Raw genomic sequence first — 16,184 nt, 5'->3', positions numbered from 1 at the left:
CAGGCATCTGCCTAGTGGGACACTCTGGTAGTCGCTGTTGTGGTCTGCAGTCTGACGGCTAGCGGTCAACGAGAAGGGGCCCGAGAGGCCACGTGGGATGAGCCACGTGCGCGTTTGCCGCCGGGGAGACCGTCTCCTGGTCCCGGTGAGCCTCGTTCACGATCCGTTGCGGCGATGTGACAGACAATCCCAGATGAACAGTGACCCAATTTTCACTCCGGCGAGTCTCAATATGGGGAAACGTGCAACCCCAATGTCGTGAGTGAGGGCGTTTGGCCGTAAAGTCACCATCATGATCATCGGAATCCCACGGGAGTCACTCCCAGGTGAGAACCGGGTCGCCGCGACTCCGACGACTGTTCCCGCCCTATTAAAACTCGGCTACGACGTGGTCGTCGAGTCCGGAGCTGGCGAGCATGCCGCTCTGCCCGACCACGCATATGAAAAGGCCGGAGCCAAGATCGTTGCACCGGGGAAGGCGTGGCAGGCCGATCTCGTGCTGGCCGTCAACGAACCCACCGACGACCAGATCGCCGCCATGCACGCGGGATCCGTCCTTGTCACCTTCCTGCATCCCCGTCAGGACCTCGCCCTCACTGAGAAGCTGGCCGCAGCTGGCGTCACCGGTCTCAGTATGGACATGGTGCCGCGCATTTCGCGCGCGCAGTCGATGGACGCGTTGTCCTCGATGGCGAATATCTCTGGTTACCGGGCCGTCGTTGAGGCCGCCTTCGCATATGGGCGTACCTTCGGTGGACAGGTCACTGCGGCAGGCAAAGTTCCGCCAGCCAAGGTTTTCGTCATTGGTACCGGCGTGGCTGGTCTGGCTGCACTGGGCGCGGCGAATTCGATGGGTGCCGAAGTTTATGCCACCGACGTTCGCCCCGAAACTGCTGAGCAGGTGCAGTCGATGGGTGCCACTTTCTTACACGTGCGAACCGGAGATTCTGACCAAGGTGTCAGCTCTGACGGCTACGCCAAGGAAACGAGCGACGACTACAACGCCCGCGCTGCCGAGCTGTACATGGAGCAGGCTGGTAAAGACGACATCATCATCACCACCGCTGCCATCCCTGGTAAGCCTTCCCCCAAGCTCATCACCGCTGAGATGGTCGCCGCGATGAAACCCGGCAGCGTGATCGTGGACCTTGCTGCTCTCGGCGGTGGCAACTGTGAACTTACCCACCCCGGTGAGTCCTACGTCACTGATAACGGTGTGACGATCATTGGTTACACTGACTTGCCTTCTCGTCTACCCGGCCAAGCTAGCCAGCTCTACGGCACTAACCTCGTCAACTTGCTCAAGCTAGCCACCCCGGAAAAGAACGGCGAGCTAGTCCTCAACTTTGACGACGAGGTTATACGCACCATGACGGTGTGCCACGAGGGCCAGGTGGCTTTCCCGCCGCCCCCGGTACAGGTCGCCGCCGCTCCCAAGCCGGTCGCCAAAGCTGAGACCGCGAGTGCTCCGGTCATTCCAGAAAAGACGCCGCGTCCGTGGCCGCAGACTTTTGGCATCGTCGCAGTACTGTCGATCGCGCTTATCGCACTGCTGACCTTCTCCCCGATGGAATTTGTCGCATTGTTCGGCACTTTCGCCATCGCAGTCGTCGTCGGTTACTACGTTGTGTGGAACGTCACCCACGCACTGCATACACCGCTAATGAGTGTCACGAACGCCATCAGCGGCATCATCATTGTCGGTGCCATTACCCAGCTCGGCAGCGACTCGTGGGGTATCAGGATTATCGCCGCGTTGACTGTGCTCATAGCCAGTATCAACATCTTTGGCGGCTTTACCGTCACCCAGCGCATGCTCAAGATGTTCAGGAAGGCCTGATCCATGACGTCAACACTTCTCATTGCTCCGATGGCCGGATCGTTGGTGAACTTCGTCAACGCGTCCTTCATCGTCGCGGGTCTACTGTTCATTTTTGCCCTGGCAGGTCTGTCCAAATTTGAGACCTCTAAGAAGGGCAATGCCTACGGCATTCTCGGCATGGTCATCGCGATTGTCGCGACGATCGTTGCCCTAGTTAAGCTGCCTGGATATTCGCCGGTATCTATCGTTTTGCTCTTCATTCCGATGCTTATTGGTGGCGCGTTCGGTGTATGGAAGGCCCTGAAGGTCGAGATGACCGGTATGCCTGAGCTCATCGCTCAGCTGCATTCCTTCGTCGGTTTGGCCGCCGTCCTCATCGGATTCAACGCCTTCGCTGAGGACGGGACTGGCGCCAGCACCTTCCAGCTTTCCGAGATTTGGATTGGCATCTTTATTGGTGCGCTGACGTTCACAGGATCTTTGGTGGCGTGGGGAAAGCTGTCAGGCAAGATTGCCTCGAAGCCGCTGACTCTACCGGGGCGCAACTGGATTAACCTCGGGCTTCTGGTCGTCATCCTCATCTGTGGTATTTGGTTCTCCAATGCGTCCGGTGGTATTGCGTGGCTACCGCTTGTCATATTGACCGTAGCCTCGTTGTTCCTCGGCTTCCACCTCGTCGCCGCTATCGGTGGCGCGGATATGCCGGTTGTTATCTCAATGCTGAACAGCTATTCCGGCTGGACAGCTGCTTTCTCCGGATTCAGCCTGCACATTCCAGTTCTCATCGTCACCGGTGCCTTAGTCGGCTTTTCCGGCGCAATCCTGTCCTACATCATGTGTAAAGCCATGAACCGCTCCTTCGTGTCGGTCATCCTTGGTGGCTTTGGTGACGCTCCGGCAGTCGAAGGTGAGGGACCGGCCGGTGAAATCACGGAGATTAAGGCTGATGAGTTGGCAGCCCAGCTATCCGACGCGTCCTCGGTCATCATTGCTCCCGGATACGGCATGGCCGTGGCCCAGGCCCAATACCCGGTCGCTGAGCTTGCCAAGAAGCTGCGCGACAAGGGTGTTGACGTGAAGTTCGCCATCCATCCGGTGGCCGGTCGTCTACCCGGGCACATGAATGTGCTGCTCGCTGAGGCCCACGTCCCCTATGACATCGTCATGGAAATGGACGAGATCAATGATGATTTTGCTGATGCTGACGTCGTCTTGGTCATTGGTGCTAACGACACCGTCAACCCTGCCGCCATGGATCCCGGTACCCCGATTTCGGGTATGCCAGTGCTCCACGTGTGGGAGGGCAATGAGGTAGTTGTCTTCAAGCGCTCCATGAAGCCCGGATATGCCGGGGTAGAGAATCCACTGTTCTTCGCTGACAACACCCGGATGCTCTTCGGTGACGCGAAGGCCAGCGTTGACGCTCTGGTAGCTGCTCTCTGAGGGCTTGCTCAAGCCAAAATCGACGCCCACGACCGTTCGACGGTTGTGGGCGTCGGTGCGTGTTAGGGCAGATGTCACGATGCGGCACTATGATGACGGTGAATGTCTATCAGGCCCCGTATAAGGGCCGGAACAAGGAGAAGACGTGACCTACGTCATTGGTCTGCCCTGCGTGGACGTCAAGGATCGTGCCTGCGTCGAGGAGTGTCCTGTCGACTGCATTTACGAGGGTGAGCGCACTCTCTACATTCACCCCGAAGAATGCGTGGATTGCGGAGCGTGCGAGCCTGTGTGTCCCGTCGAGGCCATTTACTACGAGGACGACCTGCCTGGCGATCAGGAGAAGTTCCTCGACATCAACGCCGAGTTCTTTAACGAGTTGGGATCTCCGGGCGGTGCTGCTCGGCTTGGTCCAACCCACAAGGACCATCCGGCTGTTCAAGCCTTGCCCCCGCAGGGCGAATGAGTCGCCGTAGCGTCTCTGCCAGCCTGCCTACTTTCCCTTGGGACACCATCGCTGCGGCCAGGGGAAAGGCCGAGTCTCATCCCGACGGTATCGTTGACTTGTCGGTAGGTACGCCGGTCGATCCGACCCCACGTGTTGTCACCGATGCGCTTTCGGCAGCCGGTGATGCTCACGGATACCCACAAGTGTGGGGGACCTCCGCATTACGGGCCGGAATCCTGGACCACATGAAACGTGTCTGGGGCGCGCCCGCGAGCCTTGACGAAACCAGCGTTCTGCCGGTCATCGGAACCAAGGAACTAGTGGCCTCCCTGCCTAGTCAACTTGGTGTGGGATCAGGTTCTACCGTCGTCATCCCAGCGTGTGCCTACCCGACCTACCGGGTTGGTGCTCAGCTAGCTGGGGCGAAGATCGTTGCCGTCAATGAGCCCGACGAGGTTGACGTCACACCCGACCTCATCTGGATTAACTCTCCGGCTAACCCGTCAGGGCGCATCCTCAACCTAGATGAGATGAAGGCATGGGTGGATGTGGCGCGCAGCACGGGAGCTGTGCTGGCTTCCGACGAGTGCTATGGCGAGTTTGTGTGGGAAGGCGAGTCGGTCTCTGTTCTTGACGAGAGGGTCAACGGTGGTGACGTCACCGGCTTGTTGGCTTGTCTGTCGATGTCCAAACGGTCGAATATGGCCGGTTATCGTGCCGGTTTTGTCGTTGGAGATCCTGAACTGACCAGCGAGTTACTCACAGTGCGCAAGCATTGCGGGCTCATGATCTCAACCCCAGTCATTGCTGCCATGCAGGCGGCACTGCAAGATCGCTGCCATGTGCGTGAACAAGCCAACCGGTACCGGCTGCGTCGCAGTGTCTTGAAACCGGCCCTCGAGAAGGCTGGCTTCCGCATCGACCATTCCGAAGGGTCGCTGTATCTGTGGGCTACCCACGGCGAGGATTGTCGGGCTACTCTCGATCGGCTAGCGACGTTGGGCATCCTGTGTTCCCCCGGTGATTTCTACGTCGATGGTGGCTCCGACCATGTCCGTATTGGGCTGACGGCCACTGACGAGCGAATCAACGCTGCTGCCCGACGGCTGACAGCTTGATCACCGCCTAGCTGCGAGCGGTGACGGTGCCGTAGGCCCGGCCCGACCCGCTGGAGACCGGACTCGCTGAGGGGCCAGAGGCTGCTGTCCACGGCGCGTAGCGATCAGGATCAGCCTTCCAATTCGTCGTTGCGACCGTGGCATGGTCGATGGGCCCAAGGTTCGTGCTTGCCATCGTCAACGCCACGGCTGCTCGCACGAGTGTCGGGTCAGTGGCGGTGAATGTCACCGTCGATCCAGTTGCCTGGACGGCGACTTTCGATGCGAGGCCCTTGCGTGCTGTGCTGGTGAGTTTTTGGATTCGTGTCGTTTCGGTGGACCTGTTGATGCATGTCAGCGCTGAGGGGGACTGGCCAGTGAGCGCAGAGGACCATGCTTTCGCCAGGGATTCATGCTTGCGGTAGGCCTCGGGGTAGCCTGATCGCTGCACTTGCTGGGCGGCGTCGTTGATACTGATGGTTTCCCAATTGCCGAATTTCACCAGTTCTTCGTAGAACTTCCCTGACGAATACCACGGATCCATGATCTGCGTGGCAGTTCCCCATCCTTGGGACGGTCGCTGCTGAAACAACCCGAGGGAGTCACGATCTCCATAGTTGATATTGCGCAACTTCGATTCCTGCATGGCTGTCGCCAGCGCGACGGTGGCCGCATGGGCGGGAAGGCCACGGCGGATTGACTCAGCGGTAATAATGGCAGCGTTTTGGGATTGTTCTAAGTCAAGGTCGTAGGACTGGCCTGAGACTGTCACTCGGCAGCCTTCGGGCTCTGTTGTGGCGAACGGGTCGACTGCCTTCCACACTTTGTAGCCTCCCCAGCCCAACCCAGCCAGGATCGCCAATACCACGACAAAGGCAGCAATCGACCGTACAGGGGCGGAACGTCGACGTCGATGTCGCGTGGTGGCGGGTTGGGCCCGGCGGGGAGAGGACTTCGTCATGTCAGTTATGATGCAAATCCGAGTTGAGTTCGATCGTGTGGTTACCACGACCGAGGGCCTTGACGATCCCCGTCGTTGAATCACGAATGTAGAGGATGTCGCTAGTACCGGAAAGCTCAGCTGCCTTGACAACTGTGCCGTCAGGAAGCGTCACCTTCGTTCCCGCAGTGACATACAAACCAGCCTCGACGACGCAGTTGTCGCCCAGGGAAATACCGATTCCGGCCTCAGCACCGAGTAGGCAGCCGCGACCAATCGTCACCTGCTCCTTACCGCCGCCTGAGAGGGTCCCCATGATGGAGGCGCCACCTCCAATATCAGTGCCATCCCCGACGACGACACCTTGACTGATGCGGCCCTCAACCATGGAGTGGCCCAGCGTGCCGGCATTGAAGTTCACGAACCCCTCGTGCATGACGGTGGTTCCTTCAGCCAGATGGGCTCCCAGGCGGACCCGGTCGGCGTTACCAATACGCACCCCGGTGGGGACGACAAAATCCACCATGCGCGGGAACTTATCGACGAGAAGGACGGTAAAGGGGGCATGGGCGATGCGAGCTTCCATGCGGGCTTTTTCTAGATCGGCAATGCGGATAGGGCCGATAGTTGTCCAGGCATTGTTTGGCAGCACACCGAAGATGCCATCGAGATTGATCGTGCGGGGAGCAGCCAACCGGGATGACAGTAGATGCAAGCGCAGATACGCGTCAGCGACGCTGGTGGGCGCAGTGTCGAGGTCAATGACCGTGCGCACCACCTCGGTATGGACATTGCGAATAGCGTCACGGCCGGCTTCAGTAACCCGCTGTAGATCAGCAGGGGCAGGTGAGTCGTCGGGGAAACCCAACTGAGGCTCGGGATACCAGGTGTCCAGCACGTCTCCGTCCTCGTGGACAGTTGCCAGGCCCCATCCCCAGGCCTGACGGTTAGCCGAGGCAGTCTGCAAAGTCGTCGTCTGCGTCATGGACATGAGTCTAGTTGTGTGGTCAGACGCCTTGCGCAGTCGCAGCGACCACACTGGCTCACGGTGGTGACTGAGATACGGTCTGACGCTTAAGTGTCCTCGCAGATGTCACCGAGCGTACGGTGACGACGACGTTCCGGGGAGCGCTTGCGCAGCCGAAGTCAGTACAGTGAAGATCATGCAACTCGACCTTGCTGGCGACCTGCACGTTCTGTTTCGGGACATCGTAGATATCCGCTCTGAAAGCCTCCATGAGAAGGAACTCGCTGATGCCATCGACGCAGCCTTGCGTCAATTCGATCACTTGACGGTCACGAGAATCGGTAACTCGGTCGTCGCGGCGACGCATCTCAATCGGGATAGTCGAGTCCTTGTCGCTGGTCACCTTGATACCGTGCCGGTGGCAGATAACCTTCCCAGCCACATTGAAACCCGTTGTGACGGCGATTACCTCGTCGGTCGAGGAAGTTGCGATATGAAGGGAGGAGTGGCCGTCGGCTTGCACCTTGCGGCCACCTTGGCCGCTCCTAGCCGAGACGTCACCTGGGTGTTTTACGAGGCCGAAGAGATTGCTGCGCAGCACAATGGTTTGCTCCGATTGCGATCCCACGATCCACGCTTGCTCGAATGCGATCTGGCCATTCTTATGGAGCCCACGAACGCCATTATTGAGGGAGGATGTCAGGGAACGATGCGTTTCACCCTGACAACTGAGGGTCAAGCCGCTCATTCGGCTCGCTCGTGGGCTGGGCATAACGCTATTCACGACTTGCTGCCAATTTTGCGCATCTTGTCGGATTGGCAGGTGAGTGGCGATCATCTCGTCGAGGTTGACGGGTTGACGTATCGGGAGGGTCTGAACGCGACGATGGTGCAGGGGGGTCTGGCTGGAAATGTGGTACCTCCCGAGGCCACAGTTCAAATCAACTATCGATTCGCACCGGACAAGACCGCTCAGCAGGCCGAGCAACTTATGCGCGCCATGTTCGCCGGGTGGCGGATGGACGTGTTGGACTTGTCCTCGCCGGCTCGACCAGGTCTGGATCAGCCGCTGGCTCAATCCTTCGCCCGCTCAGTTGCGACGATGCCGATGCCAAAATACGGCTGGACGGATGTGGCTCGATTCTTTGAGATGGGCCGCCCGGCCCTTAACTTTGGCCCCGGTGACGCCATGTACGCCCATAAGGCTGATGAGTGCTGCAAATTGTCCAGCCTTGACGACTGTGCTCGGGCACTGGCGTCCTGGCTTGACGGTTCACGTGACGAAGGAGAGTCGTGATGGTGTGGATACTGTGCGGGGGCATCATCGTCATCATTGGACTGGCTGTACTGGCCGCCTCGGGAAAATTCGGACAAGTGCCAGCCGTTGTCGATGATCGTCCTGTTCCCGATCTTCCCGAGGGCGATCTGAGTGCAGATGATGTGCGTGGAGCGCGCTTTGCTGTGGTCGCGAGAGGCTACTCGATGCGCCAGGTCGACGAGCTTGTGGACCGTCTGGCAGCGCAGATGGAGGTAGCTCAGCGACCCGCCTCGACAAGCGTCGATGAGTCCACCACTGACGCAAAGCGCCCGGATACGGAATAATAGGGGTTGCACCACTGCCCAGTGATTGAGGAAGAGTGACATGGCAGCTATGAAGCCCCGTACCGGTGACGGTCCCATGGAAGTCACGAAGGAGGGTCGTGGCATCATCATGCGCGTTCCAGTCGAAGGTGGCGGCCGGCTGGTTGTTGAACTCAACGCAGACGAAGCCCAAGAACTACTCGCGTGCCTTAAGGACGTCGTCGGCTGACGCAGATGATCGTGCCCGGCTCAGCTGAGCCGGGCACGATCATGCTAGATGAGAGGTCAGCCGTGGCGTCTGATAGCTGCCCGGTAAACCTCGACGGTCTGCTCGGCGATTCGACTCCAGGAGAACTCGTCGATGCAACGTTGACGACCAGCGGCTCCGAATGCCTTGGCGCGTTCCACGTTTCGAGTGAGATCGTTGATAGCGGTAGCGAAAGAGCTTTCGAAGGCTGCGATCTCGGCTGGGGTCGATGAGTCGGTGGGGACCCCGTCGACGAGATGTCCGGTCGACCTGTCGACGACGACCTCTGGGATTCCGCCAACACGAGATGCCACCACCGGCGTAGCACAAGCCATCGCCTCCAGATTGACGATGCCTAGCGGCTCGTAGACCGATGGACAGGCGAAGACCGTCGCTGCAGAGAGTACCTGGCGAACTGAGGGGCGGGGAAGCATCTGCTGTACCCACACGACCGGCGCCTGTCGGCTGGAACGAACCTCCTCGAAGGCGGCTTTGAACTGTTCGCCAATTTCTGGGGTATCAGGTGCGCCAGCAAGCAAGACGAGCTGGGTTTCGGGATCAAGCTCTGTAGCGGCATGTACCAGGTGGATCAATCCCTTTTGGCGTGTGATGCGCCCGACGAAGACCACTGAGGGTCGGTCAGGGTCCATCCCGATGTCACGGCATACGTCGGTTTCGGTGACGGGGTGGAATTCGTCGGTGTCGACCCCATTGCGCACGACGTGAACCTTGTCAGGATCGAGTTCCGGGTAGGCACGCAGGACGTCGGTTCGCATACCGTCAGAGACCGCGATGATGGCGTCAGCGGCATCGTAGGCGGTCTTTTCTGCCCAGGAGGAGAGCCGGTAGCCGCCCCCGAGTTGCTCAGCCTTCCACGGACGGTCGGGTTCCAACGAATGAGCGCTAATGACGTGCGGAACGTTGTGAAAGACGCCGGCGAGCAGACCAGCGAGATTGGCGTACCAGGTATGGGAATGTACGAGGTCGACCCCGTCTGGGATGGCATTGACCATGGACAGGTCTGCGCCAAATGCCCGCAGCGCGCCATTCGCGCCTTCGGGGAAGCTCTCGGCGTGGGCGGTGGCTCCTTCACGCGGCTCCCCCATGCACTGCACATCAACGTCAATGAGAGTGCGAAGCTGGGGGACGAGCTGCGCGACGTGGACGCCGGCGCCACCATAGATAGTCGGAGGGTATTCACGGGTCAGGACGGACACGTACATGGCTTGATCGTCCCACAAAGACAGCCACAATGGGGGAGCTGGGTTGCGTTGCTGCCAACAGACCGAAAACTCTCGTCGACAATGTGTGGCTGACCTTGTAACGATTGCCCACGGTGACGCTGAGTGACGGTAGATTGAGGACCATGGCAAAGACGCGTCCCAAGGTTCTATCCATCGTCCTCGCCGGGGGCGAAGGCAAACGCCTCATGCCCCTCACAATGGACCGGGCCAAGCCAGCCGTTCCCTTTGGCGGTACATATCGGCTTATTGACTTTGTGCTGTCCAACTTGGCGAACTCGGGCCTCACCCAGATCGCCGTACTAACCCAGTACAAGTCTCATTCGCTTGACCGTCATATCTCCATCACGTGGCGGATGTCGACCATGTTGGGCTCCTATGTGACCCCGGTTCCGGCCCAGCAGCGTCTGGGGCCGCGGTGGTATCAGGGAAGCGCGGATGCCATCTATCAGTCTCTCAATCTCATTAACGATCAGAGCCCCGATTACGTCGTGGTTTTTGGTGCCGACAATATTTACCGGATGGATGTCGACGCCATGCTTCAATACCACATCGATTCCGGGTTGGGATGTACCGTCGCTGGGATTCGAGTGCCACGAAAGGACGCCTCTGCCTTCGGGATTATTGATGCTGGCCAGGATCATAAAATAACCCAGTTCCTTGAAAAACCGGCTGATCCGCCCGGTCTTCCGGATGCCCCGGACGAATCTTTCGCGTCGATGGGTAACTACATTTTTAGCCGCGAGGCCCTGGTTCAGGCCCTTCACGACGATGCCCACAGCGCCGATTCGCGGCACGATATGGGTGGCGACGTTATTCCGAGATTCGTCAATGCGGCTGATGCGCAGGTATATGACTTCCGTGATAACGAGGTTCCCGGCAACACTGAAAAGGATGCTGACTACTGGCGGGACGTGGGCACCATTGACGCCTATCATGACGCGCACATGGATCTAGTCTCGGTCGAGCCGGAGTTCAACCTGTACAACCCTGACTGGCCTATCTGGACAATGCAGGAGCAAGCTCCGGGTGCCAAATTTGTGATGCGCGGGTCCTGCGATGACACCCTAGTCTCTGCCGGGTGCATCATTTCTGGCACCGACATTTACCGGACGGTATTGGGCCCGCGTGCCCGCATTGAGAGGTGGGCTCGCGTTGATGAATCAATTGTTATGAATAATGTGACGATTGGCTCTAACGCGACGGTCCACCGCGCCATCCTCGACAAGAATGTCATTGTTCCTGACGGCGCCCAAGTGGGCGTCGACCATGACCATGACCGCGCTCGTGGATTCACTGTGTCTCCCGGTGGTGTGACGGTGGTCGGTAAGGGAATTACCGTTCCCTACTGATCGAGTAACGTCCAGAATGCGTGAAGCGGCCTCCGGTATTCGGGAGCCGCTTCGCTATGCCGGGTGCCTAAGCGTGCGGGCTCAATTCTTGGTAGCCAGCAGCAAACCTTGACCTACGGGAAGGAGCGCCGGGGTGAACTCTTCGGTCTCCAAAACCGAGTCGAGGGTCTCGCGGATGATGAGGGTGTCGTCGTCCTCATTATCCGGATCGGCGACGTGGTTATTGGCCAGCGCGTCGTTGACGATGACGATGCCCCCAGCGCGCAGTAAGCGCAAGGCCTGGGAGACGTATTCGACGTATTCAAGTCTGTCGCCATTAATGAGCACCATGTCGTAGGCGCCGTCTCGCAATTTGGGCAGCACATCCAACGGGGTGCCAGTGATGAGCCGTACTCGATGAGAGCGGATATGGGACAGGCTCAGGACTTTACGCGCCGCAGCTTGACGTTCAGCATCGGGGTCGATACTGGTCAGGACGCCGTGATCGGTCATGCCTTCTAGCAGAGCTAGCGCCGAGACTCCGGCGTCAGTGCCGATGGTGACGACGCTGCCGGCCTGAATGGCGCGAGCCAACAAGGTCAGTAAGGCGGTGGTGCCGTTGCCGAGCACCTCCCACTGATCAACGCGGGCTGCCTCGCGGGCCTCCTGTAAGGCCGGGGACGGTGCGACGAAACCGTCGGCGTACTCCCACGACCGGGCGTCGGGGACTTGGTGTCTGGGCTGTGCTGGACTCACATCAACAGCCTATCCCGCTGAGGCCATCTCGTGGCTACCATGGGCGTTAGCTACACAAGGAGGTCTCGCATGTCCGCTCCCGTTTTTGGCCGTCTACTTACGGCCATGGTGACTCCGATGACGTCCGAGGGGGCGGTGGACCTGCGTCGGACTGGCGATCTGGCGCGCAAACTTGTTGAGGAACAACACAATGACGGCATTGTTGTCAACGGCACGACGGGGGAATCACCGACGACAACTGACGCCGAGAAGGCGCAGATCGTCAAGGCCGTTGTCGAAGCCGTCGGATCGGATGCTGCGGTTGTTGCCGGTATCGGAACTAACGACACCGCACACACCGTCGAACTGGCTCACCAGGCTGCCGAGTCTGGCGCTGACGGTCTGCTTGTCGTTACCCCCTACTATTCCAAGCCTTCGCAGGCCGGACTTATTGAGCACTTCACCACGGTTGCAGACGCCACTGACCTGCCGATCATGCTGTACGACATTCCGGGGCGTACCAGTACTCCAATCGAGACGAAGACTCTTATTGAGCTGGCCGATCATCCACGAATTGTGGCCGTCAAGGACGCCAAGGGCCTTGTCGTCGAGTCTGCGACGGTGATGGCTAACACCACCTTGGCCTATTACTCCGGTGACGATGCCATCACTCCGGCGCTGTTGTCCGTGGGCGGAGTGGGCCTCGTCGGGACGTCTACCCATTTTACTGGTCGACGAATGCATGAGGTCATTGATGCATACCTTGACGGCCGAGTCGATGAGGCGTTGTCGATTTACCGGGAGATTTTGCCGGTGCTGACCGGCGTCTTCGCAGCCCAGGGAGTCACCATGGTCAAGGCAGGGCTAGCTCACCAAGGGTTTGACGTCGGCAAGGTGCGTTCCCCCCAGACGATGCCGACTCCTGACCAGGCCCAGGCATTCTTCGATGTGCTGGATCGTGCACAGTTGTGACTGTGCCGATCGCGCAGGCGTGACTATCGTGCCGTGATGTCGGCAGGTCAATGTCAGGGGTAGGGTAAAGGCCATGTCCACAGCAGGTCCAGCGGAAATCGCGGTACTCATCATCATTGCTGTGATCATGTTCGGGCCAGACAAGCTACCGGAGATGGCCCGCAAAGCGGCGCGTCTCTACCACTATTTCAAGAACATTGCGAACAATACGCGCGATCAGCTCCGCAGTGAGCTGGGCCCGCAGTTCGCCGATCTGGAATATGAAGACCTTAAGCCGCAGAACTTTGTGCGCAAGTATGTCCTCGATAGCCTGCAAGACGATATCGACGAGATCAAAGCTGATCTGTCTGATGTCCGTTCTGATCTCGACCTCGGTTTAGCAGACATTCGCAACTCTGAGGGGCTGCCAGAGGCGTCGGAGGACACGGTGCCTGAACCAGTCCACGACTCCACCCAGCCCGTGCCGTTCGACACCGAGGCGACCTGAGTGGCGGTGCCGGAGCACCGCCACGCTTTGCCAAGAATTAGGTCAGGCGTGAGAGCTGCCGGACTTCTCACTGGCTGGTGTAATGGTGACGCTCACTGACCCCTCTCCGGTTGAGCGGATTTGCAAGCGCAAAGCACCTGGGGCGGAGACCACTTCGCCCCCGTTCGCCTTGACCTCATATCCGTGCGGGTAGTGAGCGGAAGGTACGGCGATCTCAGAGATGGAACCCTTGACGAAGTTCCCATCGCCAGCCACTCGCGCTGACGACCACGAAGCCTGGTAAGTGTTGGTGCTGGGCGCCCACGAGGTCGATGTAGGAGTGCCAGCCGTCGCACGCAGGTGGGGGACTGCAAGCACGCCAAGTTTGTTATGATCTACCTGGCCGTCGGTGACGGGTCCGGGATGGTCAATGTCCGACACTAGGTCCTGATCGGCGACATTCTGCGTCGTTGGATCATTACATCCGTTGTACGTCCAGTACTGCCAACCAACGAGATGCGTACGGGCTTTCAGCGTCACGCCCATCAGAGTCTTGACGTCCTTAGTGGCTCCGAATTCGCTGAGCAAGGAGGCTGAATCATTGATGATGGCAGCTCTGTCGGCGTTGCGGAAGGTGTGATTGTCGGGCAGATTGCAGCCAAGGTAGGTGCCGAAAAGCGCATTCATGGAGCAGTACACGTGCCAAGACATAGCGGCGCGAGGTACCGAAGGGCGACGGGGACGGGAATTTAGTCCCTGGTTCCAAGTGGAATAAGGCTCATATGTGACGATGGCGTCCGGATCAGCTGCGACGATGGCTGATCCAACCTTTTGATACATCCCATTAAGAGACTTCATGGCTGAACCGCACCATCCCAAGGCGAGATAGCATATCGGATAGTGATGGCCAGGCCATGGCTCATTCATGATGTCATATCCCATGACGCCCGGTTCGTTGCCGATGGTATGGGCGACATGCTTCCACATCGAGGCGTAGCGGTCTTGCAAACCGACTCCACCTGGACCGGTGGCATTGGTTAGGAAGCTGTCGTACGCCTTGATGAGGCCAAGATTGAACAATTGGTTGGAGGGAAAGCCAACTTTGAGTAGATTCGGCATGCCCTTATCGAGCACGGCCCAGTCTGGTGCACCTTCTCCTTGGAACTTTTCGTTGTACATGTCCTGGTGGGCGTCCAACAGAGTCATGATCCCGTGGGAGCGAAGCAGCCTGATGGTGCGGGTGATACTGGCTAGGTAGTTGTCGTTATACACCCCAGGAGATGGCTCGACCGCCTTCCAGATGATTCCTAAACGCACTGAGTCGAAGCCATTGTTTTGCAGCCATGCCGCATCTGCTTCGTCAAATCCGGCAGCTTCAGGACTGTACGGCGGATTCTTCGACACCAGGTTAACCCCGGCGGTCAACAGGACACGCCCCTGCCCGTCGGTGTACCAGCGCTTCTTCTGGTCGATAGGGCCGGAATCAGTGATGGCGCTGGAGACCGCCACATGCGACCGATTGTCTTGGGTCGCGGCATGTGCCGAGGCATGGAGACCTAACATGGTTGCAAGGGCGGTGGCCCACAGCGCCGTTTTCAAGCACAGCGGATGTCGCTTAGAGATAAGCATGCCTACACAGTAGGGTACGCAGGGTCACTAATCGCCCTCGCAGCTGCTAGCGCTAGTGATTGACTGGCTGAACCCCAAGATTCATGCCCGCTAACCCGCGCGGACGTGAATCGATAGTGCTAGCTAGTGCGCCAATCGCCTGAGCCGCCGGCGATTCAGGGTGGGCCAGGACAATCGGGTCGCCGTCGTCACCGCCGCTGCGTAGCTCGACATCGAGGGGGATCTGGCCGAGCAATGGAACCGTGGTGCCCAGACGCTCTGACAGCGCGTCGGCAGCCTTCTGGCCACCACCGGTGCCGAACAGGTCGACGCGGAAGGTTTCGCGGGACTTCGGCGCGGTCACTTCTAGCCACGACATATTTTCCACGACGCCCATGACTCGCTGTTGCATGATCCCTGCCATCGTGCCGGCACGCTCGGCCACCTCGGACGCGGCCTGCTGCGGGGTTGTGACGACGAGCACCTCGGCGTTGGGGAGTTTTTGGCCTAGGCTCATGGCGATGTCGCCGGTGCCTGGCGGAAGGTCGATGAGGAGGTAGTCAAGGTCGCCCCAGTGGACGTCGGCGAGCAACTGGGTGAGCGCGCGATCGAGGATCGGCCCGCGCCACGCGATGACGTCGGACTTGTTGGGTTTCATCATGCCGATGCTGATCGACTTGATGCCGAGGCCAGGTACTGGAAGCAGCATGTCGTCGAGAGGTGTGGGGTGCGCATCGCCTAGACCAAGCATGTCAGGCACCGAATGGCCGTAGATATCGGCGTCGAGTAGACCAACCTCGCGGCCAAGCTGAGCTAGGGCCAGGGCCAGATTGACGGTAACCGAGGATTTGCCGACACCGCCTTTACCCGAGGAGACCGCAATGACCTTGGTGGTGTTTCCGGGCTGGGCGAAGGGGATGATGCGTTCCGGGACGCCGCCGCGCAGCTGAACCTTGAGGGCGTCGCGCTGCTCGTCGGTCATAGTTCCGAGTTCGACGGACACACTGGTGACCCCATTGACGCCGCGCACAGCCTCGGTGACCTGCTCACGCAACTCGGTTTTGAGGGGACACCCGGCCACAGTCAGCAAGACGCGAACGAAAGCGCGTCCTTGCTCGTCGACGGTGATCTCATCAACCATGTTGAGGTCGGTAATAGGGCGTTTGATTTCGGGGTCATTGACGTGCGACAACGCGTCGGCAATGGCCTCAACCACTGGGTTCTCGGTGCTCATGCTGACTTGTCTACACACCGTTGGGCCTATGCGACAACTCGCCGACCGCGAA

General features: G+C 59.2%; 16 protein-coding genes. 10 read left to right on the top strand and 6 right to left on the bottom strand.

From position 1 onward, the window contains the following. Window positions 1-292: 292 nt before the first annotated feature. The 4 genes from FYJ43_RS11485 (at window position 293) to dapC (ending at window position 4,831) form a co-directional block, all read left to right on the top strand. Window positions 293-1,840 carry a Re/Si-specific NAD(P)(+) transhydrogenase subunit alpha gene (locus FYJ43_RS11485; RefSeq protein WP_154565026.1) on the top strand — a complete coding sequence of 516 codons (1,548 nt, stop codon included), beginning with the start codon at window positions 293-295 and terminating at the stop codon, window positions 1,838-1,840. 3 nt (window positions 1,841-1,843) lie between these two features. Further along, complete coding sequence (locus FYJ43_RS11480) at window positions 1,844-3,265, top strand: NAD(P)(+) transhydrogenase (Re/Si-specific) subunit beta (RefSeq protein WP_154565024.1); 1,422 nt, start codon at window positions 1,844-1,846, stop codon at window positions 3,263-3,265. A gap of 145 nt (window positions 3,266-3,410) precedes the next feature. Further along, window positions 3,411-3,731, top strand: a complete 321-nt coding sequence (fdxA, locus tag FYJ43_RS11475; protein ID WP_326833620.1) for a ferredoxin — start codon at window positions 3,411-3,413, stop codon at window positions 3,729-3,731. After that, the gene (dapC, locus tag FYJ43_RS11470; RefSeq protein WP_154565022.1) at window positions 3,728-4,831 is read left to right on the top strand and encodes a succinyldiaminopimelate transaminase; all 1,104 of its coding nucleotides are present in this window, start codon (window positions 3,728-3,730) and stop codon (window positions 4,829-4,831) included. Before fdxA ends, dapC begins: the two co-directional genes overlap by 4 nt. A 7-nt stretch (window positions 4,832-4,838) precedes the next feature. Here dapC and FYJ43_RS11465 read toward each other — a convergent pair whose 3' ends face one another. Both FYJ43_RS11465 and dapD read right to left on the bottom strand, forming a co-directional pair. Then, complete coding sequence (locus FYJ43_RS11465; RefSeq protein WP_229771758.1) at window positions 4,839-5,771, bottom strand: hypothetical protein; 933 nt, start codon at window positions 5,769-5,771, stop codon at window positions 4,839-4,841. 1 nt (window position 5,772) lies between these two features. Then, entirely contained in the window at window positions 5,773-6,735 is a 963-nt protein-coding gene (gene dapD / locus FYJ43_RS11460; RefSeq protein WP_154565020.1) for a 2,3,4,5-tetrahydropyridine-2,6-dicarboxylate N-succinyltransferase, read from the bottom strand. Between the two features lie 178 nt (window positions 6,736-6,913). Between dapD and dapE the strand changes: the two genes are divergently transcribed. Genes dapE through FYJ43_RS11445 form a run of 3 tightly spaced genes read left to right on the top strand, consistent with a single transcriptional unit; the run spans window position 6,914 to window position 8,527 of the window. Further along, complete coding sequence (gene dapE / locus FYJ43_RS11455; protein ID WP_154565018.1) at window positions 6,914-8,014, top strand: succinyl-diaminopimelate desuccinylase; 1,101 nt, start codon at window positions 6,914-6,916, stop codon at window positions 8,012-8,014. After that, entirely contained in the window at window positions 8,014-8,319 is a 306-nt protein-coding gene (locus FYJ43_RS11450; RefSeq protein ID WP_154565016.1) for a DivIVA domain-containing protein, read from the top strand. The genes dapE and FYJ43_RS11450 overlap by 1 nt, the downstream gene beginning before the upstream one ends. 40 nt (window positions 8,320-8,359) lie before the next feature. Continuing rightward, window positions 8,360-8,527, top strand: a complete 168-nt coding sequence (locus FYJ43_RS11445) for a DUF3117 domain-containing protein (protein WP_154565014.1) — start codon at window positions 8,360-8,362, stop codon at window positions 8,525-8,527. A 56-nt stretch (window positions 8,528-8,583) separates the two neighbouring features. Here the strand turns inward: FYJ43_RS11445 and glgA are convergent, their stop codons facing one another. After that, window positions 8,584-9,768 (bottom strand): glycogen synthase, encoded by a 1,185-nt coding sequence (gene glgA, locus FYJ43_RS11440; protein WP_154565012.1) that lies wholly within the window; start codon window positions 9,766-9,768, stop codon window positions 8,584-8,586. Window positions 9,769-9,911: 143 nt separating this feature from the next. Here glgA and glgC point away from each other — a divergent pair, with 143 nt between their 5' ends. Further along, window positions 9,912-11,138 (top strand): glucose-1-phosphate adenylyltransferase, encoded by a 1,227-nt coding sequence (gene glgC / locus FYJ43_RS11435; protein WP_154565011.1) that lies wholly within the window; start codon window positions 9,912-9,914, stop codon window positions 11,136-11,138. 81 nt (window positions 11,139-11,219) lie between these two features. Here the strand turns inward: glgC and FYJ43_RS11430 are convergent, their stop codons facing one another. Then, the gene (locus tag FYJ43_RS11430) at window positions 11,220-11,873 is read right to left on the bottom strand and encodes an O-methyltransferase (RefSeq protein ID WP_326833619.1); all 654 of its coding nucleotides are present in this window, start codon (window positions 11,871-11,873) and stop codon (window positions 11,220-11,222) included. Between the two features lie 69 nt (window positions 11,874-11,942). Between FYJ43_RS11430 and dapA the strand changes: the two genes are divergently transcribed. Both dapA and FYJ43_RS11420 read left to right on the top strand, forming a co-directional pair. Then, window positions 11,943-12,824: a 4-hydroxy-tetrahydrodipicolinate synthase gene (dapA, locus tag FYJ43_RS11425; RefSeq protein ID WP_154565009.1), complete on the top strand. Its 882-nt coding sequence runs from the start codon at window positions 11,943-11,945 to the stop codon at window positions 12,822-12,824. A gap of 73 nt (window positions 12,825-12,897) precedes the next feature. After that, window positions 12,898-13,311, top strand: a complete 414-nt coding sequence (locus FYJ43_RS11420) for a sec-independent translocase (RefSeq protein ID WP_154565007.1) — start codon at window positions 12,898-12,900, stop codon at window positions 13,309-13,311. A gap of 42 nt (window positions 13,312-13,353) precedes the next feature. Here FYJ43_RS11420 and FYJ43_RS11415 read toward each other — a convergent pair whose 3' ends face one another. Both FYJ43_RS11415 and FYJ43_RS11410 read right to left on the bottom strand, forming a co-directional pair. Continuing rightward, window positions 13,354-14,853: a cellulase family glycosylhydrolase gene (locus FYJ43_RS11415; protein WP_154565151.1), complete on the bottom strand. Its 1,500-nt coding sequence runs from the start codon at window positions 14,851-14,853 to the stop codon at window positions 13,354-13,356. Between the two features lie 118 nt (window positions 14,854-14,971). Continuing rightward, a complete protein-coding gene (locus FYJ43_RS11410; protein WP_154565005.1) occupies window positions 14,972-16,132 on the bottom strand; it encodes an Mrp/NBP35 family ATP-binding protein in 1,161 nt (386 codons plus the stop codon). Window positions 16,133-16,184: the final 52 nt, after the last annotated feature.

This window comes from Cutibacterium porci (assembly GCF_009696315.1).
Classification (GTDB): domain Bacteria; phylum Actinomycetota; class Actinomycetes; order Propionibacteriales; family Propionibacteriaceae; genus Cutibacterium; species Cutibacterium porci.
Note: the sequence above shows the minus strand (reverse complement) of the source record. Positions and strands in the feature narration are given on the sequence as shown.